A 23,475-nucleotide genomic window follows, 5' to 3' on the forward strand; every position below is an offset into this window, starting at 1 on the left:
GTCCGCCTTGGCCTTGTATAATGAACTTAGAGACACCATATCCCATGTATGGTAGCATATTGTTATATTATCACATTAGGCAAGATTAAGACGTGGCAGAAGTAAGAGCGAGAGTCGGGCTGAATGTAGGGCAGCATAGTAATATCCCTGCAGAAATAGTTTCTTTTTCAGGGCTAAAAGATGGCCAGGAACATGTTGCGCTGGTATTTAATAGCGCAGACAGTCAGCAGCAAATTCCCCTAATTCGTATGCACTCTGAGTGCTTAACCGGCGATGTCTTTCATTCTTCTCGTTGTGATTGTGGCGAACAGTTAAATGAATGTATTGAGGCGATGCATAAACAAGGCGGCATTTTGTTATATTTGCGCCAAGAAGGTCGTGGCATTGGCTTGTACAATAAAATCGATGCTTATGTATTGCAATCACAAGGGATGAACACCTACGAGGCAAACAACCACCTCGGCTTTGAAGATGACTTAAGAGATTTCTCTGATGCCGTGTTGATGCTTCAGGCGCTCGGATTAAACCACGTTAAGTTAATGACGAATAATCCAAGAAAGCTGAAGGCGTTGAGAAATGCGGGTATTACTGTCGATGAGGTAGTTGGCACTCAGGCGCATGTTAAGGCTGGGGTTTCTGGTAATGAACAGTATCTAAAAACCAAGATCCAACACGGTGCCCACATGCTGGATATCAAAAAGATATCAAAAGCTGATTAGCCGAAGCGTATATGCTTACTACAACAAGCCGACTAGATAAGTGCTTCGGTTGGCTTGTCATATCAAACATACTATTCTCATTACAACTCTCTCAAACTTAAGATGTCCAACATAGGTTATGGTAACCGTCAGTATTTGTTTAAAATATGCTAAAAAGCGCTGACAAATCCGCTTTTCATGCCTTTTCACTCGACGCGGTAATCAGTATAATCAAAGACGTTATAGCTTAAATTAAGTGGACTATGTCGACACCAATTAGAACATTCAAAGCAAGCATGGGCGTGCAGTGGCTAAAAGCCGGGTGGGCAATTTTCAAAACCCAGCCTATGACTTTCATGTTGATGTATATTTTCATGGCGGTAGTAAGTCTATTGCCCCTGTTCGCACCTATTTTTCATATCATCGCTGCCTTGTCTGGTCCTTTCTTAAGCGCTGGCTTCTACCTTGCAGTTATCAATAAACAGATCAATAAACCAATAAAGTTAGCTGATATTTTTGAGCCTTTTGCAGCAAAAGGCCGCCGATTACACTTGTTCCGAGTTGGTATTTATCAAATGGCAGGTGCGCTGTTGCTGACTATGGTTGCCGGTGTGCTATTCAGTGATGTGGCGACTGCGCTGGAGAGTGTTGGCCCAAATACCGATCCGAATGAACTTATCGGACTTATCGCGAGCAATATTAGTTTTGCCGAAGTTGCCGTATTTGTGATTGCACAATCGGTCATTATGATGGCCTTCGCTTTTGTCGTGCCACAGGTGTTTTTCCAAGGTGAAAAACGTATTTTTCACGCGATGAAGTGCTCGCTTGCCGCTTTTTATCATAATATGGCCGCGCTGAGTATTTACGGCCTGGTCGTCGCAGCGTTTATCGTTGCGTCTATACCGCTGTCGATGATCCCGGCGATTATTATCATGCCGGTCGCCATGATAGGCTTTTTTGTTTCTTTTCAAGCGATGTTTATGCCAATTATCGTTGAAAAGAAGGAAAATGATGAAAATGCTAACATCTCTCAGTCTGACTCAGGACGCTTTGACGCCTGATGGATGAACAAGAAGTTAAAAAGCTAAAAAACTATGCGGTTTGGTTATTGTCGAGACAAGAGTACTCTGAGTCTGGATTGACGCAAAAGCTACTGCAAAAAGGGGCTACAGCGGCAGTCGCGGAGCAATTGGTATCTTGGCTAAAGTCGCTCGATTACGTTAATGACGACCGCTATGCAGAGAGCTTTTTAAACCGCCAGATTGCAAAAGGACTTGGAGAAAAGCGTGTATTAATGGATGCAGGGCAAAAGGGTGTGAGCCGAGAGACTTTGCATACGCTAATCGCTGAGCGCGAAATTGATTGGTACATGCAAGCCGCAAAAACCTATGAAAAAAAGTACGGTCTTTGCGCACAACCGATAGAATATAAAGAAAAAACTAAGCGCGTACGTTACATGAGTTATCGTGGCTTTAGTTTTGATGAAATAGATTTTGCAATTGAAGCTGCAATGACTGCAGCAGAGCAAGAAGAAATAAAGGGTGAATGATCACATGCAGCATATGACTACCGCACAAATCAGGCAAAGCTTCTTAGATTTCTTTGCTAAACAACAGCACCAAGTGGTGCCTTCAAGCTCGTTAATTCCGGGTAATGATGCCACCTTACTGTTCACCAACGCTGGTATGGTGCAGTTTAAAGATGCCTTCTTGGGTGCGGAAAAACGCCCTTATACGCGAGCAACCAGTTCACAGCGCTGTGTTCGTGCTGGTGGTAAACATAATGACCTTGAAAACGTAGGTTATACCGCAAGGCACCACACTTTCTTCGAAATGCTAGGTAACTTTAGCTTTGGTGACTATTTTAAAACCGACGCAATAAAATTTGCTTGGGGTTTCCTTACGGATGTGATCAAGCTGCCAAAAGAAAAGCTACTAGTTACTATTTATCATGAAGACGACGAAGCATTTGATATCTGGTCAAAACAAGTTGGTGTTCCAGAAGACAGGATCATCCGTATTGCGACGGCGGATAACTTTTGGTCAATGGGCGACACGGGTCCTTGCGGTCCTTGCTCTGAAATCTTTTATGACCACGGCGAGCACATTTGGGGGGGACCTCCGGGCTCACCAGAAGAAGACGGCGATCGCTTCATTGAGATCTGGAACTTAGTATTCATGCAGTACAACCGTCATGCAGACGGCACAATGGAGCCGCTGCCAATGCAGTCGGTTGATACCGGCATGGGTCTTGAACGTATCTCGGCTATTATGCAAGGTGTGCACTCAAACTATGAGATTGACCTGTTCCAAGCGCTGATTAAAGCAGCTGCAAAAGTAACAGATGCACAAGATTTAGAAGATAAATCACTACGTGTGGTTGCTGACCACATTCGTTCGTGTGCGTTCCTTATTGCTGACGGCGTCATGCCATCGAATGAAGGTCGTGGTTACGTGCTACGTCGTATCATTCGTCGTGCAGTTCGTCACGGCAATAAACTCGGTGCAAAAGGGGCATTCTTCTATAAGTTAGTTGCCGCACTTGCTGAGCAAATGGGTGAAGCTTACCCAGAATTAGTGAAGCAACAAGCGATTATCGAAAAAGTACTACGTATTGAAGAAGATCAGTTTGGTAAAACACTAGACCGTGGTTTGACTATCCTAGAAGACAGCCTTGGAGGTATTGAAGGCGACGTTATTCCAGGCGATCTAGTGTTCAAACTGTATGACACTTACGGCTTCCCTGCAGACTTAACGGCAGATGTGGCGCGTGAGCGTTTTATGACGATTGACGAGCGTGGCTTCCAAGCATGCATGGAAGAACAGCGTAAAAAAGCACAAGCGGCTGGCAAGTTCGGTGCAGATTACAACGAGCGCTTGAAGTCTGATAAAAACACTGACTTTAAAGGCTATGATGCTGAGCACTATACCGGCACTGTGGTTGAAATCTTTAAAGACGGTCAACATACCAATACGTTAGAAGATGGTGAACAAGGTGTGGTTATCCTTGACCGCACGCCTTTCTATGCTGAGTCAGGCGGCCAAGTTGGTGATACGGGTGTACTAAAAGTGGCTAACGGCGAGTTTGTGGTTACTGACACGCAAAAGCTAGGTAATGCATTTGCACACCATGGTCATGTGGTTGGCCGTATTGGTGTTAACGATAAAGCCGATGCGCGTATTGACGCTGAGCGTCGCGAGCGAGTGAAGAAAAACCATACTGCAACGCACTTGGTGCACAAAGCACTGCGCGATTTGTTGGGTGACCATGTTACTCAAAAAGGTTCATTGGTACTGCCGGATCGTCTTCGTTTCGACTTTTCACATTTTGAAGGCGTCACTAAAGCGCAGTTGCAGCAAGTAGAAGATGCAGTGAACGCAGAGATCCGTCGTAACTTTGCTCTGCAAACTGAGTTGATGGATATCGATGCTGCCAAAGATAAAGGTGCGATGGCGCTCTTTGGTGAAAAGTACGATGATGAAGTTCGAGTCGTTTCAATTGGTGGGTACTCAATCGAGCTTTGTGGTGGTACACACGTGAAGCGCGCTGGTGATATTGGTCTCTTCAAGATTGTATCAGAAGGCGGTATCGCAGCGGGTGTTCGTCGTATCGAAGCGGTAACAGGTGCTGATGCTATCGCTTATGTTAATGAGCAAGAGCAAGTGCTTTCTGAAATTGCGGCTTTGGTTAAGGGTGATACCTCATCAGTGCTAGAAAAAGTATCTGCGCTACTTGAAAAGTCAAAAGGCCTTGAAAAGCAAGTTGCTCAACTAAATGACAAACTAGCAAGTGCTGCGGGTGCAACGCTACTTGACTCTGTAACCGAAGTGAATGGGATTAAATTACTCGTAGCGAACGTTGCAGGAGCTGAGTCTAAAGCACTACGTGGCATGGTCGATGACCTGAAGAACAAGATTGGCTCAGGTGTCATCGCGCTAGGTGTAGCAAATGGCGATAAAGTAAGCCTAATCGCTGGCGTAACGAAAGACTTAGTTGGTCAGGTAAAAGCAGGTGAGCTAGTTAATCACATGGCTTCTCAAGTCGGTGGTAAAGGTGGCGGTCGTCCTGATATGGCGCAAGCTGGTGGTTCACAACCAGAAAACCTAGACGCAGCACTAAACAGTGTTCCAACTTGGTTAAATGAAGTAACGCAGTAATCAGCAAGTGGCGCTGATTGTACAAAAGTTTGGCGGCACCTCGGTAGGTTCGGTAGAGCGTATTGAGGCGGTTGCCGAACACGTTATCAAAACACAACAACAAGGCCACCAAGTGGTGGTCGTGTTGTCTGCAATGTCAGGCGAGACAAATCGTCTCATTTCCCTTGCCCAACAAATCGATGCACGTCCGAGTTCTCGTGAGCTAGATGTATTGATCACCACCGGCGAACAAGTTTCTATTGCGTTATTGGCGATGGCCATCATTAAGCGTGGGCATTCTGCCGTGAGCTTACTTGCCGATCAGGTTGGTATTAAAACCGATAACATGTTCTCTAAAGCGCGGATCACAGAAATAGACACGACCCGCTTAAAGCAAGAGCTTGAGCATAACCGAATAACCATTATTGCCGGATTTCAAGGGCGCGATGAAGAAGGCAATATCACCACGTTGGGGCGTGGTGGTACAGATACCTCAGCAGTTGAAATCGCAGGGGCTTTGCAAGCAGACGAATGTCAGATATATACTGATGTCGATGGCGTTTATACTACCGATCCGCGCATAGAGCCAAATGCAAGGCGTTTATCACATATTACTTTTCCTGAGATGTTGGAGCTGGCCAGTGTGGGCGCTAAAGTTTTGCAGATCCGTTCGGTTGAAGCGGCTGGTCGATATAATGTACCACTGCGTGTACTTTCTTCGTTTTCTCCTGACAACGGCACCTTAATTAGCTATGAGGAAGGTAAGATGAAAAATACTAAAGTGGTCTCTGGGGTAGCGAGTGTCAAAGACGAAGCGCTTATCTTAGTTAACAATGTAGATGCAAAACCTAGTAATCTAGCCAATATACTTTCTCTTCTTGGTGAGCATAATATCGAAGTCGATATGATTAACCATTTGAACCACAGTGAGAAAAAAATAGACTATGCTTTTACTGTGCACACAAATGATTGTATTCTGGCGGAAGAAGTTTTAGCGCAACATGCACAAAATTTAGGTGGCGCAACCGTAGAGGTTAATGCTAACGTGGCAAAAATCTCAGCGGTTGGCATCGGGATGAAATCTCATTCAGGTGTTGCTGGTCTCTTTTTTATGGCATTGGCCGAAGAAAATATTCACACTCTATTAGTATCTACATCAGAGATAAAAATCTCGGCACTGGTAGAAGAAAAATATTTAGAGCTAGCTGTACGGGCTTTACATGCCAAATTCGAATTGGAAAGTACTGAGTAAAAGAAGTTTTTGCTTACTTTTCTAGGAACTTTTATTTAAAATGGATTTGACGCGGAATCTTTTAAATTTTGGAATAACAGGAGCAAGAGAATGCTAATACTAACTCGTCGAGTAGGTGAAACCCTGATGATTGGTGATGAAGTGACTGTAACAGTACTAGGTGTTAAAGGTAACCAAGTACGTATTGGTGTAAATGCGCCTAAAGATGTTTCAGTTCACCGTGAAGAAATTTACATGCGAATTCAGGCTGAGAAATCTAGCCCGGGCAATATGTAATTGACCAAATATTGAATTACGATGTTAGTTAACATAGTTTGACTGGCATAAAAAAACCCCGCCACTGCGGGGTTTCTTATTTCTGGCTTTGCCCAGACAAAAAAGCAATCGCTTCTTCGTTAAGTCCAGATTTACTGATATAGCTCGGTTTGTTTTGGTGAAATACCAAAAAACCTCTACTCGTTTCAACGAGTTTATCTAAGTCGTCAAATGGGTAAGAAAATTCGGCATGTGTCGCTTTGGTGCTAATACCAGTTTTAGTGATTGAAACTTTGACGACATTGCCAGCAGCGCGAGAATACGACTGCCTTATCACCCACCAAGCTTTACGATAGTAGAAAGCGACGCATTCAACCACAGCCAATAGAATAAGAAAGTTCCCGACGTAGTGCTCCTGCAAACCGTAAATAGCAAACAGCCCCAGTGCAATTAGCAGTACAAGCAAGCCATATTTCGGTTTAACAGCAAGTCCATTGGCTTCAGATTCTTCAAAACACTCTCGATAATAGGCTTTATCTAACTTAAATTGGCTTTGAAAAGATAAATTTTCATTTTGTTCAAGGGAGGGCATAGACGTTCGTTGTGGCAAAAATTTCCCCTTATTATACCCATCTATATTGAAAAAGCTGTAATGCGAATAAATTGTTTGCAGTTCCCTTTTACTATATCCAGCGAAATACGCGTTATACAGCGTGACGTTTACGTAAGCGTTAACTTTTGGTCAGTCCAATTTACAATTTATCTTGCGTAATCAAAAATCCATTCTATATTCATTAAAATCACTGTATTAGTCGGCGCTATTTTGAATATTTTTCATATTTATTACGTTGGTTTTCCATATTTATTAGTGATTTCAAAGCTAACTTACTGATTGTTTATAAGTTAAGTGTTTTGGTAATACCAATTTACAATGCACTTTACAGTGGAACATTTTTTGTTATAAGGTGAATAAATATCTACAAAAAGTGAAGGTTTATACCAGTTCGTTAACATCGAACAGGAAAACCAAACAGCAAGTAAGGGGTAAAAATGGATATTGGAGCGCAGCTACTGCAAGCAGGAAATCTCATGCTGACCGGTATGGTTGGTGTTTTTGTTTTTCTGTCCATTTTGATTTTTGCGATGCGACTGTTGGCCAACTTTGCTGCTCAATTTAAAGAAGTAGAGCCAAGTACCACAAGATCAAAAACAACTAGAGCAACATCGTCACAGGGTGTGCCACAGGCACATATTGCAGCCATTAGCGCTGCCGTTGCAGCCTACAGAAAAAACAATTAATAGGGGTTTTGCATGTCACAGTTAAAGCTAACCGAATTAGTGCTGCGCGATGCGCATCAGTCATTACTCGCCACCAGAATGCGCTTGGAAGATATGCTTCCTATCGCTGAGAAGCTCGACAATATGGGCTACTGGTCTGTTGAATCATGGGGGGGAGCAACCTTCGACTCGTGTATTCGCTATTTAGGCGAAGATCCATGGGAGCGGATCCGTGCACTGAAAGCTGCAATGCCAAAAACCAAACAGCAAATGCTACTGCGTGGTCAGAATCTATTGGGCTATCGTCATTATGCTGATGATGTTGTCGAAAAGTTTGTTGAACGTGCCCACCATAACGGGGTAGATGTATTTAGAATATTCGATGCAATGAACGACGTGCGCAACTTAGAAACGGCTATTAAAGCGGCCATCAAAGTGGGCGCGCATGCGCAGGGCACGATTTCGTACACCGTAAGCCCTGTTCATACGCTGGAAATGTGGCTCACGCAGGCCAAGCAGCTCGAAGACTTAGGCTGTCATTCCATTTGTATCAAGGACATGGCTGGATTACTGAAACCCTATGATGCCGAAAAGTTAATCTCTGGGCTTAAAGCGTCCGTCTCTATTCCTATCGCAATGCAGTGCCATGCAACCACAGGGCTCAGTACTGCAACTTATCAAAAAGCCATAGATGCGGGTATCGATATGCTCGATACGGCGATTTCTTCGATGAGTATGACCTATGGCCATAGTGCAACAGAAACTATCGCGGCGATTGTGGAAGGTACAGAACGTGATACAGGGCTTGATTTACTGGAGCTAGAAGAGATCGCAGCCTATTTCCGTGAGGTGAGAAAGAAATATGCAGCTTTTGAGGGTAGCTTAAAAGGAGTAGATGGTCGTATTCTATCTGCACAAGTGCCTGGTGGCATGTTAACAAATATGGAAAATCAACTGCGAGAGCAAGGTGCAGGTGACAAGCTTGACGCAGTACTAAAAGAAATTCCAAGTGTGCGTAAAGAACTTGGCTACTTACCGCTGGTAACACCAACCTCACAGATTGTCGGGACGCAAGCGGTATTAAACGTACTTACTGGTGAGCGTTACAAGTCTATAACCAAAGAAACTGCTGGCGTGCTGAAAGGCGAATATGGAGCGACACCAGCGCAAGTCGACCAAGCTTTGCAACAACGCGTGCTTGAAGGCGCAGAGCCTATTACCTGCCGTCCTGCAGACTTAATTGAACCTGAGCTGGATAGTTTACAAAGCGAGTTAGTCGCGACGGCAAAAGAGGAGCAAATTACCTTAGCCGACGAGATTATTGATGATGTGCTTACCTATGCATTATTCCCGCAGATTGGCCTTAAATTCCTGAAAAATCGCAATAATCCAGATGCGTTTGAGCCAAAACCGACGCTTGTTGAAAGCAAAGAGCAAAAAGCTGCAGCGACGCCTGCTAAAGCCAAGTCATCAACTAGTGAGCGTTACAGCGTAAAAGTGGATGGCAAAGTATACGATGTGGTGGTTGCGCCGGGTGGAGAGTTACAAGAAGTACAAGTCAAAGACAGTGAGCTTATTCCTCAGTCAACCTCGGTAAGCTCCAGTGAAACTTTGAATGCGCCACTTGCTGGCAACATATTTAAGCTTATGGTGCGCGCAGGAGATGAGGTGCAAGAAGGCGATGTGGTACTCATCATGGAAGCCATGAAAATGGAAACCGAGGTGCGCGCAACACACAGTGGGCAAGTCGCGGAGCTACTCGTCTCTGAAGGCGACTCCGTCAGTGCTGGCGATGCCATCATGTCTTTAGCATAAGGATGTCGTGATGGAAGGGTTACTTAATTTATGGCAAGCAACAGGACTTGCCAACTTCACCGTGCCTGCACTTTGCATGATGGCTGTGGGCTGCGGACTTTTGTATCTTGCGATCGCCAAAGGCTTTGAGCCGTTGCTATTGGTGCCTATTGGCTTTGGTGCCATACTCACGAATATTCCTGTCGCTGGGCTTGCCGATCCTGGTGGGCTTTTATACTACGTGTATTACATCGGTATAGACAGCGGAGTATTCCCCTTACTGATCTTTATGGGGGTGGGTGCGATGACGGACTTTAGTGCTTTGATAGCTAACCCCAAGATGCTGTTGCTTGGTGCCGCAGCTCAATTTGGGATCTTTGCCACCTTGTTTGGGGCTATATTGCTGAACTATATTCCGGGCTTTGAATTTACCCTGCAAGACGCCTCTGCAATCGCCATTATTGGCGGTGCAGATGGTCCAACTGCGATATTCCTCGCGTCTAAGCTTGCACCAGAGTTACTAGGGGCAATTGCGGTGGCAGCCTATTCGTATATGGCGTTGGTGCCAATTATTCAACCACCAATCATGAAAGCACTCACGACGCAAGAAGAGCGCCAGATTGCGATGCCACAGCTACGCCATGTATCAAAAACCGAAAAAATCCTATTTCCTCTGGCGGTACTGGGCCTAACGATACTGTTTTTACCTGCTGCAACACCTTTGGTTGGTATGTTCTGTTTGGGTAACTTGATGAAAGAGTGCGGTGTAGTAGACCGTTTGAGTAAAACGGCGCAAAACGAGTTGATTAATATCACTACTATTTTCCTCGGGTTGGCGGTGGGCTCAAAGTTGGCAGCTGAGCAATTCTTAACGGTTGAGACGTTGGGGATTTTAGCGCTAGGTGCCGTGGCTTTTGGGATTGGTACCGCAGCAGGTGTATTAATGGCTAAAACCATGAATAGATTTAGTGATACCCCCATTAATCCGTTAGTTGGCGCTGCTGGGGTATCCGCAGTCCCGATGGCTGCGCGCGTGGTCAATAAGGTTGGCCTTGAAAGCAATCCGCATAATTTCTTGCTAATGCATGCGATGGGCCCCAATGTCGCGGGTGTATTAGGCAGTGCGGTTGCTGCTGGTATTTTGCTTGCACTGGTAGGCTAATTTACACTTCTCCAACCATTTGCGTGGCGATTTTAGGTTGCCGCGCATTTTTATTTCTGGACTTTATATTCTTGAACTTGATAGTCTTTCGTCACTTTTAATTAACACGAACAACTTCAGATGAAGTTTTTAGCTCCTTTCTTATTTTTGTTACCCTGTGTGACAGTTGCAACGGAAACATCGACTTTAGTGGTAACACCGATAGCAGAGCATGTTTATAAACATGAATCTTCGCTACACGTTGAACCTTGGGGGTTAGTGGCAGGCTCTGGGCTGATTGTGGTCGACGGTCAAGATGCTTACATTGTTGATACACCTTGGACCGAGCAAGACACAGAAGCACTGCTATTGTGGGCCGAGGACCGCAAGCTCAATATTAAAGGGGCGGTGGTCACGCATTATCATCAAGATGCAAGCGGTGGCCTAGCGGTATTAAATAAACATCAGATCCCAACCTATGCATCAGCCCAAACTAACCATCTATTAGCCCAAAAACACAGCGCTATCGCGTCACATAATTTGCCGCAAGCCTCAGCAGCGATAAAGTCAGGTGTCGTTGAAACCTATTACCCAGGTGCAGGACACTCGAAAGATAATATTGTCGTGTGGCTGCCACAATCTAAGATTTTATTCGCAGGATGCTTTGTGAAAAGTATGGCGAGTAAAAATTTAGGTAACTTGGAGGATGCTTCGGTTGATGAGTGGCAAGCGTCTATACACAAGGTATTGAGCCGATATCCGGAAGCAAACATGGTTATTCCAGGGCATGGTAAAGAAGGGGATTTATCTTTGTTGCGCCATACCGTTAAGCTAATCAAAATCGAGCAATCAAAAGGTAAATAAAGGACTGACATGAAATTTATTCCATTTCGTAATTTACGCTGTCCGGGTTTAGAAACTGCGCTGTGGTATTGTCGCTTGTTGTTTTTAACGGGTGTAGCCTTGATAGTGCTTGGGGTTATCAAAGAGGGGATTGCAATCTATCATTGGCTAATAGCCATGATAGAAAATGGCGACGCGCCAATAAAAGCAGCCTATATCTATGACTTAGATTTGCTTTCCCACCCAAACTTTCATTTGATCATTGTTGGAGTGGTGAAGATCTACTTCTCCTGTGGCCTCGCGATTAAACTAAAAACAATGTCCCATGAGCAGGCGTTACAAAAATAACGAATACCACGTAAAGGAGTCTCATAGAGGAGCTTCTCAGAGAAATTTCTTAGACCCTTTTACGCGGCAGAGCTACTATTTAAAAATTAATACTCCAGCTGTCCGCCATTTTGGATAAAGGCGACATATTCGTTCCAAACATCTTCAACACTTCGGCCCAAGATATGTTGAAATGCAGCATCAAATGACCAGGTATAGTTACCCATATCTTTCGCCGCTTTATTAAACTTGTAGATAAACTCAGAGTCGTGCTGTTGTTTGACGTAATGTAAGAAAAACCCAGTTGTGGTGTAGCCACTAAGCCAGCGTTTAGCGTTGATGATATCTGGTGAGCGTGACTTATGAAAACCAGCACCGATCCGCACGGCATCAGCTAGACCTTCGGTGTATGCCCAGTTTGCCTTGCCATCACCATAGCTGTCATGAGTCAGCGGCGAGTTATTGTAACCATGGGTGACTTCGTGGAATAAAATGCCGTCGATTTCATCACGGATCACGGCATCGTTGTTATTATTATCGCGATAAATACGTTCTAAGTGCGCAGTGCTAACGACGATAGTCATCTCACCTGAACCGTCTCGTCCCATCTTATAGGCAACGAAATCCTTACCCCAATGATCTTTGGCTCTCAACTCAAACTGCAATTTTCTAAAACGCTGGGATTCACTGGCGTCGCGGTATAGCACTTTTGCTACATCCACACAGCGTTCGGCCATGTGTGCAGCTGGGTTTGGTATGATCCGTTTAAATAATGCCGAGCCTTGTGTTTCAGGGTTTACATCAACAAAGTTTACTTCCGGACGTTGCCACGTGTCGTTTGGTGGTGTGCTATCGCTACTGACGGCTAATTCATAATTGGCGCTTTGGAAACCGTATACAGAAACATAAACCGGCGCATTTGAGCTTATATCGCAGCGCTCGTTGGAGCTGGCATCATTGATACTTTGGCAGTCATAACTTGTGGTGGTCGGTTGGCTATTTGCTTTTAGGTATAGATCTGCATCACCGCTGCCAGTCAAGGTTGCTGTGATAGGAGCTGAGCTTGTAAATGGCCCAAAATGTGCCCATTGGCCAGGGGTAACGCTGCCATTTTGGTTAAATGGCAAGGTTGTACCACCGTTTGCCGGAGCACCGATAAATTCGATTTCTGCAAGCTGTAATAAATTGGCACCTTGCGTTGCGGTGACATTTAAGCGCACAAAGCGGTACGCTTGATTGGTACTGACATTGAACTGCTTAGTTTGATGTCTCGAAGCGAAACTTTGATTGTTTTGCGAATCTATAGTGAACCACACTTGACCGTCTTGAGAGCCTTGAAGCGTCCAATTTTTAGGATCTCTTTGTGGTGCATCGTTCGCGGAAGTGAGTGTGTAAGCTGTTAAATTAACCGCTTCGCTAAACACATAACTTATCCAACCGGAAGCTGAAAAAGTAAGCCACTTGCTGTAGTGGTTATTATCAAATGCGTTGACTTTACCTTCATAGGGTTGGTTTTCTCCTGAAACGCTGATAGCAGCGGCATTGGCAGTTGTCAGATCGCTGTTTGCGTGCGCCGAGCTTAAGCCTAGGCTCACTAAAGCGGCTGCTATAAAAGAACGTTGGAATCGCGTTTTAGCTATAATGATGTTCATGTTGACCTCTTTTGTATCGTTCCACTTTTTGCGGAAAGATATTGTTGATGTTGTATCCATGGTTATTTTTATTTTGGTGCCCAAATAAGTTTGGAACGGTTTAATTGTTGTTGCTTTTATGTGCGTTTGTCAAATAGAAATTTACTTTAATTTAACGATAAGGGTGAAATTGTTGCTTCTCATTTAGGCTGAATTACGCTGTGAAGGCTAGCACTATCAGGCTTTACAGGGCGTGATGTTAGAGGATGTTATTTATTTTGAACTGTGTTTTGTTGGGGCGTGTTTGATTGATTTTTCGGGACTTTTTTATTTGTAGTCTCCTGGACTGCATTTTGTTTGCGCTGTTTCTTTTTTAATCGCTTTCGCTCTGCTTTAGTTACGTGTTTTGCCACCCATTTGGCAATCTTCTGCATGAGCATTGGAGGGAAGTCATGACCCATCCCATTGACCAGTTTTAGTTTGGATTTGCGAATAGTCGCGGCGGTTTGCTGGCCTGCGGCCGCGGGAAAAATAGGGTCGTCGGTACCATGGATCACAAGTGTAGGCGTTTTGATCTTTTCTAGCGTGTGCTTACGACATTGGCTTGCGACAATCGCCGCAAGCTGACGCTTAAATCCTTGCGGGTTATGCGCGCGTTCAATACTGTGTTTGGCTTGTTGATGTAGCGTCCCTTCGTCTTGAGGGTAGGCAGGACTGCCGATCAGCTGGTTGAGTTTTATATTGTATTGAATGGCAGATTGGTGGCAGTCTGACTTTGGCCGTGCTTTTGCCAGTTGCAGCATGACTTTTACATTTGCTGCGGTAAACTTGGGATACGCTGAGGTTGACATAATTGAGGTCAAACTTACCACTTTCTTTTTATGCTTAGCAGCAACGATTTGTGCAATCATCCCGCCCATAGAAGCACCAACAAGGTGGGCGCGTTTAATCTTAAGTCCTGTCATCAAAGCGACAACATCTTCGGCCATATCTTCTAGGGTATAGGGAACAGAAGCGCGAATGGGAAGCTTTTTACTCAGCATGGTTTTTATCACACTCGGTGAACCTAGATGATCCAAGTGGCTCGACAATCCCGTGTCGCGATTATCAAAACGGATCACCCGAAAACCTTTATTGACTAGCCCAAAGTACAATTCATCGGGCCAAATCGTCATTTGTGCCCCAAGACCCATTATCAAAATAATAACGGGGGCGTGATGCGCTCCCTCGTCCTGATAATGTATGCTGATCCCGGTTGCAATCTCGATATCGGTCATTGTCGCGAATGTTTAGCTTGACTTGAAAGGACTGCATTTAAGTATAGAGCGTAGGTATGAACTTAACTTTAAAATAGCAGTCAAAAAAGACGAAAATTTATTGCTAAAAGCCATTGCGCTTTAAAACATTTAGGTTAATATTCGCGCTTGTTGATGGTCTGAAATTATGCATCAACACTATCAATTTATATGATTCTTATTTGGAGTAAGTCATGACTAAAAAAAGCAAACTTCAGCATGCTCATCAGCGTGGTGAAATTAAAGACAACGCATTAAAAGCGTTGGTAACCAGCCCGTTGTTTAAGGCGAAAGTTGAAAAAAGCAAAAAAGGCAAAGGTAGTTATCAACGTAGCGTAAAGCACAAAGGCCAAGAGCCTTACCTTAAGGCAGCCTAAGCTTTAAGATAAGGTTTTTTGCTGATACATTTGCTTGTCAGCTTGTGCGATGAAGTCGCTGATATCTGTTATCGGGTGTTGGGAAAATGCTCGCCCGACACTACCTTGAATTGCTACCTCTTGTTTTCCATGACTAAATTGCAAGGTATTGAGCTGTTGTTGCAGCTGTTGTGCTTTTTCTTCTGCAGACTGTGTGTCGTCAAATAAGCACAGGGCTGCAAACTCATCGCCACCTAGGCGTCCTACAATATCTTGTTTTCTGATACTTGATGACAAAAACGTCGCAACATGGGCAAGCGCCTTATCTCCAGCATCGTGACCAAATTGGTCATTAATCAACTTAAACTTATCTAAGTCAATGTAAAATAATGCCAAAACACCACCACGTTTATTAAATTGCTCGACTAGCACGTTGGCTTGTTTGTACCAGCCTCGACGGTTAAAAATGCCGCACAATTGATCATAATTTGCTTCATTTTCAGCTTGTTGCTTTTGCTGTCTGAGTCGTCCAATGCGTTTAGATACCGCAACGGCAAGCAGTAAAGACTCAATGGCAAACGCAAAAATAAGTGCATACCGCTGCATAAATGGGCTATATCCCACTAACAGCACGCGAAATACCATACCGACTAATACTAGGCTCAGTGCCGCAAAAACCAAACTTGCTTCGCCAATTTTACGCTTGGTTTGAAGAGCAGATAGCACAAAGATAGTGGCGACAATAACGAGGGTGATATAGGCCATAATTTGGCTTAATAAGTAGGACACTTGTGCTTGTTGAGTGGGAATTTTAAGTATGCTCAGGAGCATCACGATACCCGCGGCACTTTTAAGTAACAACACGAGTTTTGGCCACTGTTTGTCAACAAGTAGGATACTCAACATAAACCAGGTTGCCGAAACCACAGTGAGACCAATACTAAGTAAATATGCGTGTTTGAGTAATGGCTTGTACTGAGATGAAACAAAAAGATTTAATTGCCCTTCTTGGAATAATACAAATCCACAAAGGCAGAAGATATAAGCGCCGTAAAGCCTAAATATAGGATCATTGAGGCGACTACCCATGATCAATACATAGCAAATCAAGGTAAAACAAAGGCCATAAAATGCGCCCATGACTAGGCTGCTTTTTTGACTTTCCCAAATAAATTTCCCCATGCTCATCAGCCTAAATCTTGGCGTATGAATTTGCATAGAATCCAAGCTTAAGGTTGCTGTGTACTTACCTTTTGGAATGATAAATGCGGGTTGTGAGAACTTAACGGGCAAAGGGGCGTTGACTCGCCACTGATAGTGATTAAGGCCAACATCTACAAATGAAAAAACGCTGTCTTCATGTAAATTGCAGGCTATCGAGACGGTATTGTTGCCGCGTTCAATTTTGCTATAAGACGTGGTATTGATAGTAAGCAAAATTGAGTCATCGTGAGCGGTCGTGAGCGAGCAATTGTCATCAAGCGCAAAAATTGAGGGGCTAAACAAAAATACGGCGCCGTAAATAACAGCGAGTAGGAGCGTAAGCTTCCCACTAAAGTTGCTATGTATTTTGACGCCATTCAACCTAGACTGCAGCACAACCAAAACCTAAGGTTATTGTTGTGGTTAATGTAACAAACTTGTACGTAACTTAGCCAGTGTAAAATCCCTTTAACCAGTGACTTTTTATATTCTATCGAACAAGAAGCTAAACCAGGCAAAAAACAAGCAAAAGCTACTTAATCCAAATGCTAGGGTTCGTAACCGTAAATTGCTGCCTAGCACGTGCTCGTAGCTGTGCCAATATCTTGCTGCGACAAACACGGTGCTAAGCACAAACCAAAATTGTCCCGTCATTTGCTCAATATGCAAAAGTATCAGTAATGCGATAAATAACACCGGTTGCTGAAACTGGCTGTCATAGCTATTACCTAATAATCTTATGCGCTCGGGGAAGGCGTGTTTTTCAACATAGCGAATATCTTGAAGTGCAATATCACCATTTTTGACTGCGCGAATTCTACTCGTTGCGGTTAAAAGAAATAATAGCAGCGTTAGGCTAAGCAAAAATAAAACCGGAATATGGATCCACATAGTAAAGCTCCTGAATTTGAAAGAGGTTTTACTTTAACTAGATTGATTGCTAACTTATCGTGTCAATAATGACTAGTTTTGGTTTGATATTGCCATGAAGGTGATTTTGCTTTGTCCTGAACATGTGTTTGCGAGCGCATTAACTGGCGTGATTGATATATTGAACGTGGCAAACAAAGTCGCTGGTAAGGCGGTGTTTTGCTGGCAGACGGTTGCGCTTTCAGGGCAAAAGTCGGTGATGAGTAGTCAGGGTTTAGAATTTGTTTGTCATGCTGAATTTAGCGCATTGGCTGATGCTGATGTCGTTATCTGGCTCGGCAGTCACTTTTCGTCAGAGCCTTTGTTGTGGCAACAATGCCAGCAAGTCAAAGCCCAATTAAACAAGCATGGTATTGAATTTCATCCCGCGACTTATCAACTTGCCGGATGTTGCGGTACCGCATTTTTAGCCACAGCAGGATTGTTGGATCAAAAACAATTTACATGTAGCTGGTGGCTCACGCCTTTTTTTACACGATACTTTCCAGTTTTAAAGCCCAACAGCCAAAAGGTAACAGAGCAAAGCGGTATGGTGTATACCGCGGGCGCAGCTCATAGTTACTTGCACTTGATGCTGCGGTTTATTACCGACGTGCTGGGTTCAGAAGTGGCAAAAACAATCGCCGCGTGGCTGGCGATACCAAACGAGCAAGCGAGTCAAAATGAGTTTGTGCAGCTCAGTGGCTTTTTACAACATAGAGATGCGCAATTGCTTAAGGCACAGTACCATATCAGCGATAATCTCGATGTTTCGCATAGCTTACAGAGCCTTGCGAAACATGCTTGTATGTCAGAGCGTACGTTAATTCGACGCTTTAAACAGCACACGAGTATGACGCCTTTTGAGTACGTGCGACTTGCGCGACTCGTTCGCACCAAACAGCTATTGCATAGCACTAATATGAGTGTGGAGCAGATAGCCAATCAGGTTGGCTACCAAGACAGTCAGGCTTTAGCTAAGCAATACAAAAAGCACTATAACCAATCGCTTAATCGAGTGAGAGGGTCGTAATAGTGGGTGTTAACCTTTTTCTTTGTGCAATAAATAACATCGGCTGTTATCGCTATTGTTAACTGCAAAACATGACTACTACAGGAAACCAAACTACGGAAATACTAACTTGGACATGTATTGTATGTTTACTTGTAAAGTTTCTCTGTTGCTTCTTTAAGTCCTGAATGGGGTAAAAATTGATCTGTGATTGTTAGAATCGAGTGCAGATTATTTTTTAATTTATCAAGCTCTATGTTACCTGGCTGAATAGCCGTTTGTAATAAATGAATGGCCATGTCAGCTAATAGAATACGCTGTTTTTCTAGCCATTCCTCATCGCCTTTGGTAGCGGGATTGCCAAGGTAGCTACTTTCTACCAAACTATGCAAATCCCAGCTAGTTTTGATTAACTTATTCCTTTCAATATCATTCACTGCCGACCTTCCGAAATATATAGATATAATGACTCCCACACTGTGCTAGCCTTCTCTTTTTCGTGGGTTCGCTTAATACAAAGCGGAGCCATAATTAATTTGTTGAATAGCTAAACAGCTGAGGCTAGCATGAACGAACATAACATACTTTATATCTGAATTAATACACTAAAACATACAACGCAGTAGCCTGTCTTGAAGGCTATAGCGGAGCATAATTTGTATCTTTTGCTAGAGCACTATGCTTTAAAATTGCCATCTAAAAACGAGTTCGTTATTTTGAATGTAACTATCCTGATATTATTTGGGTCAGGCAATCACCACTAACTTCTACACATCCAAGGGTTGAGGAAACCAAACAATGTCAGCTACAAATTATGGTGGATGTCTGCGTTTAGATTCATTGCATATCGACTTATGATTTTCGGGTGTGATGTTGGGAGTGCCTTTTCTTTTGCGCAACGATTCTTTGGACATCAAAGAAAAGTAAGTCGTAGCCCATGGATGGGCGTCGAAATCCGTCAGGAGGACGGGCTGACTTTACGGTAAATTTCGAGCTACCAGTCGTTAGCAACATAAACCTCCATGTTTAATATCAAAGCGCATCCATGCGCTCCTCGTTCATTCTTTTTAAACGACGAAAAAGAACGAACCAAGAAAACGTCGCCCCAGCATCACACTCAATCCTCAAACCCTAAGCCGATATAGTGCAACCGTCTTGTAAGGTACGTCCCTGTGCCTGACAAGACTTGGCCGACATCCTGTCGGCACATTGCATATCGACTTATGATTTTCGGGTGTGATGGAGGGGGAATACGTTGCTTGTGAGATCTTCTACGATTTTTATGATTAAGTTGCTTTAAAGCATTGCAAAAACTATCAGCGTAGCCTCCTAACTCACAGTGTAAATAGTTTTGTGGGAGGCGGTTCACCCGCCGAGAAGTTATGCTTTTGTGGTGAGATAGAGAGGGTACAGTGTGATGTTGGGAGTGCCTTTTCTTTTGAGCAACGATTCTTTGGACATCAAAGAATCGTAAGTCGTGGCACTTGGGTGGGCGTTGAAATCTGTCATCAGAGCATAGAGGTTCTACTTACTACAGCTTGTGAATACAAAAGCAAAAAAACCAGATAGAAATCTGGTTTTTTACACTTTTGCTGATTGCTTACGACAGTCTTGGTTCTTGGGAGTCGTTTGATTTTGCTGAGCATATCATCATGGTCAGTACCGCACCGCAACATATCGCCCATGCGATATAGATTAAGCCTTCGAAATTATCGTAAATAAATGTCCATGATTTTAGGTTGAAGTATGACCACGCTATATTTTCTACTAGCCCCAGTAAGTAAATTAAGGAGGTGTACATGTATATCCAATGGAAAAGTCCATCAAAGTAAGTTAATTCAATATCATTAGATTTAGAAATGAATCGGGATAGCTGGACTCTAAAAATCATTACAATGAAAGCTATAACACTTAATAAAAGCTGTGTACCATAGACAACTGTGCCTTGCAGTAATTTATTCTCATCAGGTAGAACATAACTAATTATACCGCCCTCAAAAATCACATAACTAATTCCGGTACAGATAAGGATAAAACTAGAGATATGAAGCACATTAATATTTTTGGCGTAAAAACCATATACCGTACTAACTACCAGTAGAGAAAGATAAAGAGGCATTACAATACGCGGATCCCACAATTGTATGTAGAAAAATGCTATTGTGGCAGTGCTAAGTAACACTAAGTTTGAAAGTTTCATTACTCATCCTTAAGAATTAATAGCTGGGTTATCGGATGCAGTGGTAGTTTCAACACTTTGTTCTCTCGGTGGTTTATAGGCACCAGTACCAGCAGTCACGACGAGACACATTTCTGATGTGAGACAATTTGCATATTTTTTCACGATTTGTCCATTTCTATTTGTATCACGCTGCGTCCTAGGGGGTTTAAAAGCAGTATTGCCGCCCGCAACCGAAGAGCATATACCAGTAGAAAGTTGACTTGTATTGTGGTTATCTATCTTTTCTCTGGGGGGATTATGCGTGCGGAAGCTATAAATAGAATCACAGTGTATTGATTTGGTACTACCTTTATTGAACAAAGACTTGGAGAATAAAAAGCATTGTATTAAGCCCAGAAAATTTACCTTTTTCATTAGTCATCATCCTGTATTTTTGTTTTTTCAGAGCCATTCATCGTACTACTCAGCTCTTTGATCTGATTAAGTAAAGATTTAGCGTCTATTTTGCAGAACATAAACCACTGAAAAAGTTGCTTTGATCTTATATCGCTTACGTCTAGCTCATAGTTACTAATGGTTTTACGATCGCATCCAAGCTTTTTTGCCATCTGTTCTTGCGAGATACCGGCCTTTCTTCTCATTGCTTTTAAATCATCGCCATTAATCACGTCCTTTTCCTTTTTTCTATGATGCGGAGACTTTTGCGCATCTAATTAAACATAATGTTAACAATAAAGTTGAAACATTAAAACAGAAAATGAACATGCTAAATTTACTAAAAATTGATGAAGTTGTAGTCACAGCCGTGCCGGGCTATGGGTTACACGATATTTCTAAATATACCAAAGGTCAACAGGTGGTTTACATAAAACATGTTTTTGTATCCAAAATTCATTCGCTAGTGAAACCAAATATAACTGCGGAAGAAATAGACTTTTTGCGTAGGCTCGATCAGGCACATCAACACTGTTACTTTTTAGTTTATGTAAAGAGCAAAACTACAGGGCGATATGATTCTGCCTTTTTTATGGATGATATAGAGGCTATAAAGGGACTTGAAGTGATCGAGGTAGAACCACGCTTGAAGAATTTAGATACTATCTCACAAGTGATTAGAAACGTTTTACTGTAAAAAGTAGCTGTCTCCTCTTCGTTTTTAATTCTAGTCGGGTATAAGTAGTCGTATTTTGCTCAAAACCGCCTGTCAGTTAAAGCCCATATCACTTTGTCTAAATGGTAAGGCAAGTGATGAGCAAATACAGTTGGAGGAATATTTTCCTCCATTCAATCAGTTCAACTTGCTTAGTTTGACGCGAGGCAACGGGCACTTGGGGTTTCACCGGGTTCGATGATATTAATATTGACCTCTTTTAAGTCACCAATTATGGGTTTTAAAGCTTTATCAAAGCGATTTGCTGCGGCTTCGATTTTTTCGGCATAGTCGTCAATGGCATCAAAATTAGCTGCGTGACTTTCAATTACTGCCTCAATCTGCTTGGCCTTTTCTTCTTGTTTTGCCAGTAGCGCTTTATTGATCACAAGTCGATCGTCGTCTTCTTGTATGGCCTCTTTACTAATGACTTCCATTTCTTTGCTGAGCAGTGCGAGCTTGTCTTCAACATCTTTCATTGGTAACTCAGAAGCTGACATATCAAGCTCTGCCGCTTTGAGTGCTTTGTATGCGGCCACCTGTTCGGCGTCCATGGTGTGTTTGATTATTGGGTTACAGTCTTGGTAAGCGATAAGCCGGTAGCTGCCTTGTGTTTGCGGCTCGGTTGTATTTGCATTGGAGTAGCCAATGCAGGCACTCAAAGCCAGTGTTACCGAAATAATGAGTATTGATTTTGTGGTTTTCATAAGCACCTCGAAGGAATAAGTCTGATTTACAAAATTAGTCGCGGTGCAGTCTGAAAAGGTTGATTTTAGATGCGCAAGTATTAGTAACAAAATATGAATCGGGCAGTGAGCTTAGAATGAGTTGCTACTTTTATCAGGCGCTTGGCATTGGTGCTGTGCAATTTCTTCGGCGTATTTGGCCTTAACTAGTTCAACGTAATGGTTGAGGTTTTTATCAGGACTTACGGTAAAGGTCCGCTCACTTTTATGTATCGCGGTGATACGGTCCAAGCGAAATTCACGGTAATCACTGCGGAGCTGACAAAATGCGACCAGCGTCCACTTTCCACCCCAATAAACCAATCCGAGAGGCTCGATAATACGCTGGGTTTGTTGCTTTGCAACGTCTTGATATTCAAGTTGTACACACTGCTTAGCCGCAATGGCGAGCCTGAGTGTAGCGCTAAAGGATTGTTGTTGTGGTCCGTGTTTAAAACTCGAAACCAAATAAGGGGAGTGGTCATGCTGTTGTTTGAGGTGAGCGGGTAGCACGGCCTCTATTTTGGCAATGGCCGCTTTTGCATGTGCGCTTAGTTCGGGATCCGTCCATGCTCCAACCATTTTACTGCCAAGTAACAGTGCGGTGAGTTCATCATAGCTAAACATCATAGGGGGCAGTGGGTAGTCACCAATAATATAGCCGACACCTGCTTCCCCCTCAATTGGCACGCCAGAACTTTGTAAGTCCTGAATATCGCGATAAATCGTACGCTCAGATACCGTAAAGTGATCGGCCAATGATTTAGCGGTAACCGCTAATCGTCGACCCTTGAGCAGATCCACTAACTGAAAGAGACGTTCTGATTTATGCACGAGTTTTCCTTGTTATTCAAATCTCAGATTGATTAACCGCTACATGGGGTTTGAGAGAGCACATTACTGTGACTAATGGTGACACTCTCGCTGTCTATGTATTGCGTTAATCTTTGGCATACTTCGGTTGTTGGGAATTGTGCCGAAACCGCTTTAGCATGCTCCATCGATTGCCAATAAATAATATCTAAATACTCGTCAGTCTGACTGTCTTTAGTCAACGAACGATATAGTAACCCAGGTTGCTGTTCAACCCACTCGGTAAAAGCTGGGTTTACACCCATAATGTCACTCTCTGTAGCACCAAGAGCCAATTTAAATTTTACAATCTCTACGACATTTTGTTGCATGGTCTTTCTCCTTTTTGAGTTCAAAAAGAGTAAACCACGATGTTGTGTCAGGGAGTGTCAGTAGTGTTTAAATATACAGTGCATTTTATATCTAGATCTGTATT

26 protein-coding genes are annotated in these 23,475 nt (G+C 43.3%); 14 read left to right on the forward strand and 12 right to left on the reverse strand.

Translation table 11 applies throughout. The features are described from left to right. The first annotated feature begins 92 nt into the window (after positions 1 to 92). The 6 genes from ribA (at position 93) to csrA (ending at position 6,362) form a co-directional block, all read left to right on the forward strand. Positions 93 to 719: a GTP cyclohydrolase II gene (gene ribA / locus DS891_RS11935; protein ID WP_010606207.1), complete on the forward strand. Its 627-nt coding sequence runs from the start codon at positions 93 to 95 to the stop codon at positions 717 to 719. Positions 720 to 961: 242 nt separating this feature from the next. Next, entirely contained in the window at positions 962 to 1,759 is a 798-nt protein-coding gene (locus DS891_RS11940) for a BPSS1780 family membrane protein (RefSeq protein WP_227386932.1), read from the forward strand. Next, the gene (locus DS891_RS11945) at positions 1,759 to 2,247 is read left to right on the forward strand and encodes a regulatory protein RecX (RefSeq protein WP_010375943.1); all 489 of its coding nucleotides are present in this window, start codon (positions 1,759 to 1,761) and stop codon (positions 2,245 to 2,247) included. The genes DS891_RS11940 and DS891_RS11945 overlap by 1 nt, the downstream gene beginning before the upstream one ends. 4 nt (positions 2,248 to 2,251) lie before the next feature. After that, a complete protein-coding gene (gene alaS, locus DS891_RS11950; RefSeq protein ID WP_174169904.1) occupies positions 2,252 to 4,855 on the forward strand; it encodes an alanine--tRNA ligase in 2,604 nt (867 codons plus the stop codon). Positions 4,856 to 4,862: 7 nt separating this feature from the next. Next, positions 4,863 to 6,086: an aspartate kinase gene (locus DS891_RS11955; RefSeq protein ID WP_010606210.1), complete on the forward strand. Its 1,224-nt coding sequence runs from the start codon at positions 4,863 to 4,865 to the stop codon at positions 6,084 to 6,086. A 90-nt stretch (positions 6,087 to 6,176) separates the two neighbouring features. Next, positions 6,177 to 6,362, forward strand: coding sequence for a carbon storage regulator CsrA (gene csrA, locus DS891_RS11960; protein WP_010375935.1), 186 nt, complete (start codon positions 6,177 to 6,179; stop codon positions 6,360 to 6,362). A gap of 76 nt (positions 6,363 to 6,438) precedes the next feature. Here csrA and DS891_RS11965 read toward each other — a convergent pair whose 3' ends face one another. Next, complete coding sequence (locus DS891_RS11965) at positions 6,439 to 6,951, reverse strand: YcxB family protein (RefSeq protein ID WP_248298742.1); 513 nt, start codon at positions 6,949 to 6,951, stop codon at positions 6,439 to 6,441. Between the two features lie 440 nt (positions 6,952 to 7,391). Here DS891_RS11965 and DS891_RS11970 point away from each other — a divergent pair, with 440 nt between their 5' ends. The 5 genes from DS891_RS11970 (at position 7,392) to DS891_RS11990 (ending at position 11,745) form a co-directional block, all read left to right on the forward strand. Further along, positions 7,392 to 7,640 (forward strand): OadG family protein, encoded by a 249-nt coding sequence (locus DS891_RS11970; protein ID WP_010606212.1) that lies wholly within the window; start codon positions 7,392 to 7,394, stop codon positions 7,638 to 7,640. Between the two features lie 12 nt (positions 7,641 to 7,652). After that, a complete protein-coding gene (oadA, locus tag DS891_RS11975) occupies positions 7,653 to 9,434 on the forward strand; it encodes a sodium-extruding oxaloacetate decarboxylase subunit alpha (RefSeq protein ID WP_174169905.1) in 1,782 nt (593 codons plus the stop codon). 10 nt (positions 9,435 to 9,444) lie between these two features. Beyond that, positions 9,445 to 10,575 carry a sodium ion-translocating decarboxylase subunit beta gene (locus DS891_RS11980; RefSeq protein WP_102057296.1) on the forward strand — a complete coding sequence of 377 codons (1,131 nt, stop codon included), beginning with the start codon at positions 9,445 to 9,447 and terminating at the stop codon, positions 10,573 to 10,575. A 120-nt stretch (positions 10,576 to 10,695) separates the two neighbouring features. After that, positions 10,696 to 11,418, forward strand: coding sequence for a subclass B1 metallo-beta-lactamase (gene bla, locus DS891_RS11985; RefSeq protein ID WP_174169906.1), 723 nt, complete (start codon positions 10,696 to 10,698; stop codon positions 11,416 to 11,418). A 9-nt stretch (positions 11,419 to 11,427) separates the two neighbouring features. After that, positions 11,428 to 11,745 (forward strand): hypothetical protein, encoded by a 318-nt coding sequence (locus DS891_RS11990; RefSeq protein ID WP_010606216.1) that lies wholly within the window; start codon positions 11,428 to 11,430, stop codon positions 11,743 to 11,745. Between the two features lie 86 nt (positions 11,746 to 11,831). Here DS891_RS11990 and DS891_RS11995 read toward each other — a convergent pair whose 3' ends face one another. Together DS891_RS11995 and DS891_RS12000 are read right to left on the reverse strand one after the other, a co-directional pair. Continuing rightward, positions 11,832 to 13,376: a basic secretory protein-like protein gene (locus tag DS891_RS11995; protein ID WP_174169907.1), complete on the reverse strand. Its 1,545-nt coding sequence runs from the start codon at positions 13,374 to 13,376 to the stop codon at positions 11,832 to 11,834. Between the two features lie 248 nt (positions 13,377 to 13,624). Continuing rightward, positions 13,625 to 14,632, reverse strand: coding sequence for an alpha/beta fold hydrolase (locus tag DS891_RS12000; RefSeq protein WP_174169908.1), 1,008 nt, complete (start codon positions 14,630 to 14,632; stop codon positions 13,625 to 13,627). A gap of 212 nt (positions 14,633 to 14,844) precedes the next feature. On the opposite strand from DS891_RS12000, the gene DS891_RS12005 reads away from it, so the two are divergent. Then, positions 14,845 to 15,027 (forward strand): alternative ribosome-rescue factor A, encoded by a 183-nt coding sequence (locus tag DS891_RS12005; RefSeq protein ID WP_010606219.1) that lies wholly within the window; start codon positions 14,845 to 14,847, stop codon positions 15,025 to 15,027. Between the two features lie 3 nt (positions 15,028 to 15,030). On the opposite strand, the gene DS891_RS12010 is transcribed toward DS891_RS12005, so the two are convergent. Together DS891_RS12010 and DS891_RS12015 are read right to left on the reverse strand one after the other, a co-directional pair. Beyond that, positions 15,031 to 16,512 carry a diguanylate cyclase gene (locus tag DS891_RS12010; protein ID WP_254605853.1) on the reverse strand — a complete coding sequence of 494 codons (1,482 nt, stop codon included), beginning with the start codon at positions 16,510 to 16,512 and terminating at the stop codon, positions 15,031 to 15,033. 180 nt (positions 16,513 to 16,692) lie between these two features. Continuing rightward, positions 16,693 to 17,100, reverse strand: coding sequence for an MAPEG family protein (locus tag DS891_RS12015; protein ID WP_174169910.1), 408 nt, complete (start codon positions 17,098 to 17,100; stop codon positions 16,693 to 16,695). Between the two features lie 94 nt (positions 17,101 to 17,194). Here DS891_RS12015 and DS891_RS12020 point away from each other — a divergent pair, with 94 nt between their 5' ends. Beyond that, entirely contained in the window at positions 17,195 to 18,151 is a 957-nt protein-coding gene (locus tag DS891_RS12020; protein ID WP_095729380.1) for a GlxA family transcriptional regulator, read from the forward strand. A gap of 128 nt (positions 18,152 to 18,279) precedes the next feature. Here DS891_RS12020 and DS891_RS12025 read toward each other — a convergent pair whose 3' ends face one another. The 4 genes from DS891_RS12025 to DS891_RS12040 form a co-directional block, all read right to left on the reverse strand. Further along, positions 18,280 to 18,567, reverse strand: a complete 288-nt coding sequence (locus DS891_RS12025) for a hypothetical protein (protein WP_010606223.1) — start codon at positions 18,565 to 18,567, stop codon at positions 18,280 to 18,282. Between the two features lie 1,163 nt (positions 18,568 to 19,730). After that, positions 19,731 to 20,330, reverse strand: a complete 600-nt coding sequence (locus DS891_RS12030) for a hypothetical protein (RefSeq protein ID WP_174169911.1) — start codon at positions 20,328 to 20,330, stop codon at positions 19,731 to 19,733. A gap of 9 nt (positions 20,331 to 20,339) precedes the next feature. Next, positions 20,340 to 20,726, reverse strand: a complete 387-nt coding sequence (locus DS891_RS12035) for a hypothetical protein (protein ID WP_174169912.1) — start codon at positions 20,724 to 20,726, stop codon at positions 20,340 to 20,342. Then, positions 20,726 to 20,980: a helix-turn-helix transcriptional regulator gene (locus tag DS891_RS12040; protein ID WP_010606226.1), complete on the reverse strand. Its 255-nt coding sequence runs from the start codon at positions 20,978 to 20,980 to the stop codon at positions 20,726 to 20,728. The genes DS891_RS12035 and DS891_RS12040 overlap by 1 nt, the downstream gene beginning before the upstream one ends. A gap of 95 nt (positions 20,981 to 21,075) precedes the next feature. Between DS891_RS12040 and DS891_RS12045 the strand changes: the two genes are divergently transcribed. Further along, positions 21,076 to 21,444 (forward strand): hypothetical protein, encoded by a 369-nt coding sequence (locus DS891_RS12045; RefSeq protein WP_010606227.1) that lies wholly within the window; start codon positions 21,076 to 21,078, stop codon positions 21,442 to 21,444. A 170-nt stretch (positions 21,445 to 21,614) separates the two neighbouring features. On the opposite strand, the gene DS891_RS12050 is transcribed toward DS891_RS12045, so the two are convergent. The 3 genes from DS891_RS12050 to DS891_RS12060 form a co-directional block, all read right to left on the reverse strand. Continuing rightward, positions 21,615 to 22,169, reverse strand: coding sequence for a hypothetical protein (locus DS891_RS12050; protein WP_174169913.1), 555 nt, complete (start codon positions 22,167 to 22,169; stop codon positions 21,615 to 21,617). 111 nt (positions 22,170 to 22,280) lie between these two features. Continuing rightward, positions 22,281 to 23,021, reverse strand: coding sequence for a YafY family protein (locus tag DS891_RS12055; RefSeq protein WP_174169914.1), 741 nt, complete (start codon positions 23,019 to 23,021; stop codon positions 22,281 to 22,283). 32 nt (positions 23,022 to 23,053) lie between these two features. Beyond that, complete coding sequence (locus DS891_RS12060; RefSeq protein WP_010606230.1) at positions 23,054 to 23,371, reverse strand: hypothetical protein; 318 nt, start codon at positions 23,369 to 23,371, stop codon at positions 23,054 to 23,056. Positions 23,372 to 23,475: the final 104 nt, after the last annotated feature.

This window comes from Pseudoalteromonas sp. JC28 (assembly GCF_013319255.1).
Lineage (GTDB): Bacteria > Pseudomonadota > Gammaproteobacteria > Enterobacterales > Alteromonadaceae > Pseudoalteromonas.

Excerpts from the sequence above, each read along its gene's own strand:
- DS891_RS12015 (WP_174169910.1), bottom strand. The coding sequence starts at position 17,100 with ATGTGGATCCATATTCCGGTTTTATTTTTGCTTAGCCTAACGCTGCTA.
- DS891_RS12020 (WP_095729380.1), top strand. The coding sequence starts at position 17,195 with ATGAAGGTGATTTTGCTTTGTCCTGAACATGTGTTTGCGAGCGCATTA.
- DS891_RS11990 (WP_010606216.1), top strand. The coding sequence starts at position 11,428 with ATGAAATTTATTCCATTTCGTAATTTACGCTGTCCGGGTTTAGAAACT.
- DS891_RS12000 (WP_174169908.1), bottom strand. The coding sequence starts at position 14,632 with ATGACCGATATCGAGATTGCAACCGGGATCAGCATACATTATCAGGAC.
- oadA (WP_174169905.1), top strand. The coding sequence starts at position 7,653 with ATGTCACAGTTAAAGCTAACCGAATTAGTGCTGCGCGATGCGCATCAG.
- DS891_RS11940 (WP_227386932.1), top strand. The coding sequence starts at position 962 with ATGTCGACACCAATTAGAACATTCAAAGCAAGCATGGGCGTGCAGTGG.
- DS891_RS12045 (WP_010606227.1), top strand. The coding sequence starts at position 21,076 with ATGCTAAATTTACTAAAAATTGATGAAGTTGTAGTCACAGCCGTGCCG.
- DS891_RS11970 (WP_010606212.1), top strand. The coding sequence starts at position 7,392 with ATGGATATTGGAGCGCAGCTACTGCAAGCAGGAAATCTCATGCTGACC.
- DS891_RS12035 (WP_174169912.1), bottom strand. The coding sequence starts at position 20,726 with ATGAAAAAGGTAAATTTTCTGGGCTTAATACAATGCTTTTTATTCTCC.
- DS891_RS12050 (WP_174169913.1), bottom strand. The coding sequence starts at position 22,169 with ATGAAAACCACAAAATCAATACTCATTATTTCGGTAACACTGGCTTTG.
- DS891_RS12060 (WP_010606230.1), bottom strand. The coding sequence starts at position 23,371 with ATGCAACAAAATGTCGTAGAGATTGTAAAATTTAAATTGGCTCTTGGT.
- DS891_RS11995 (WP_174169907.1), bottom strand. The coding sequence starts at position 13,376 with ATGAACATCATTATAGCTAAAACGCGATTCCAACGTTCTTTTATAGCA.
- DS891_RS12005 (WP_010606219.1), top strand. The coding sequence starts at position 14,845 with ATGACTAAAAAAAGCAAACTTCAGCATGCTCATCAGCGTGGTGAAATT.
- alaS (WP_174169904.1), top strand. The coding sequence starts at position 2,252 with ATGCAGCATATGACTACCGCACAAATCAGGCAAAGCTTCTTAGATTTC.
- DS891_RS12030 (WP_174169911.1), bottom strand. The coding sequence starts at position 20,330 with ATGAAACTTTCAAACTTAGTGTTACTTAGCACTGCCACAATAGCATTT.
- csrA (WP_010375935.1), top strand. The coding sequence starts at position 6,177 with ATGCTAATACTAACTCGTCGAGTAGGTGAAACCCTGATGATTGGTGAT.
- DS891_RS11980 (WP_102057296.1), top strand. The coding sequence starts at position 9,445 with ATGGAAGGGTTACTTAATTTATGGCAAGCAACAGGACTTGCCAACTTC.
- DS891_RS11945 (WP_010375943.1), top strand. The coding sequence starts at position 1,759 with ATGGATGAACAAGAAGTTAAAAAGCTAAAAAACTATGCGGTTTGGTTA.
- bla (WP_174169906.1), top strand. The coding sequence starts at position 10,696 with ATGAAGTTTTTAGCTCCTTTCTTATTTTTGTTACCCTGTGTGACAGTT.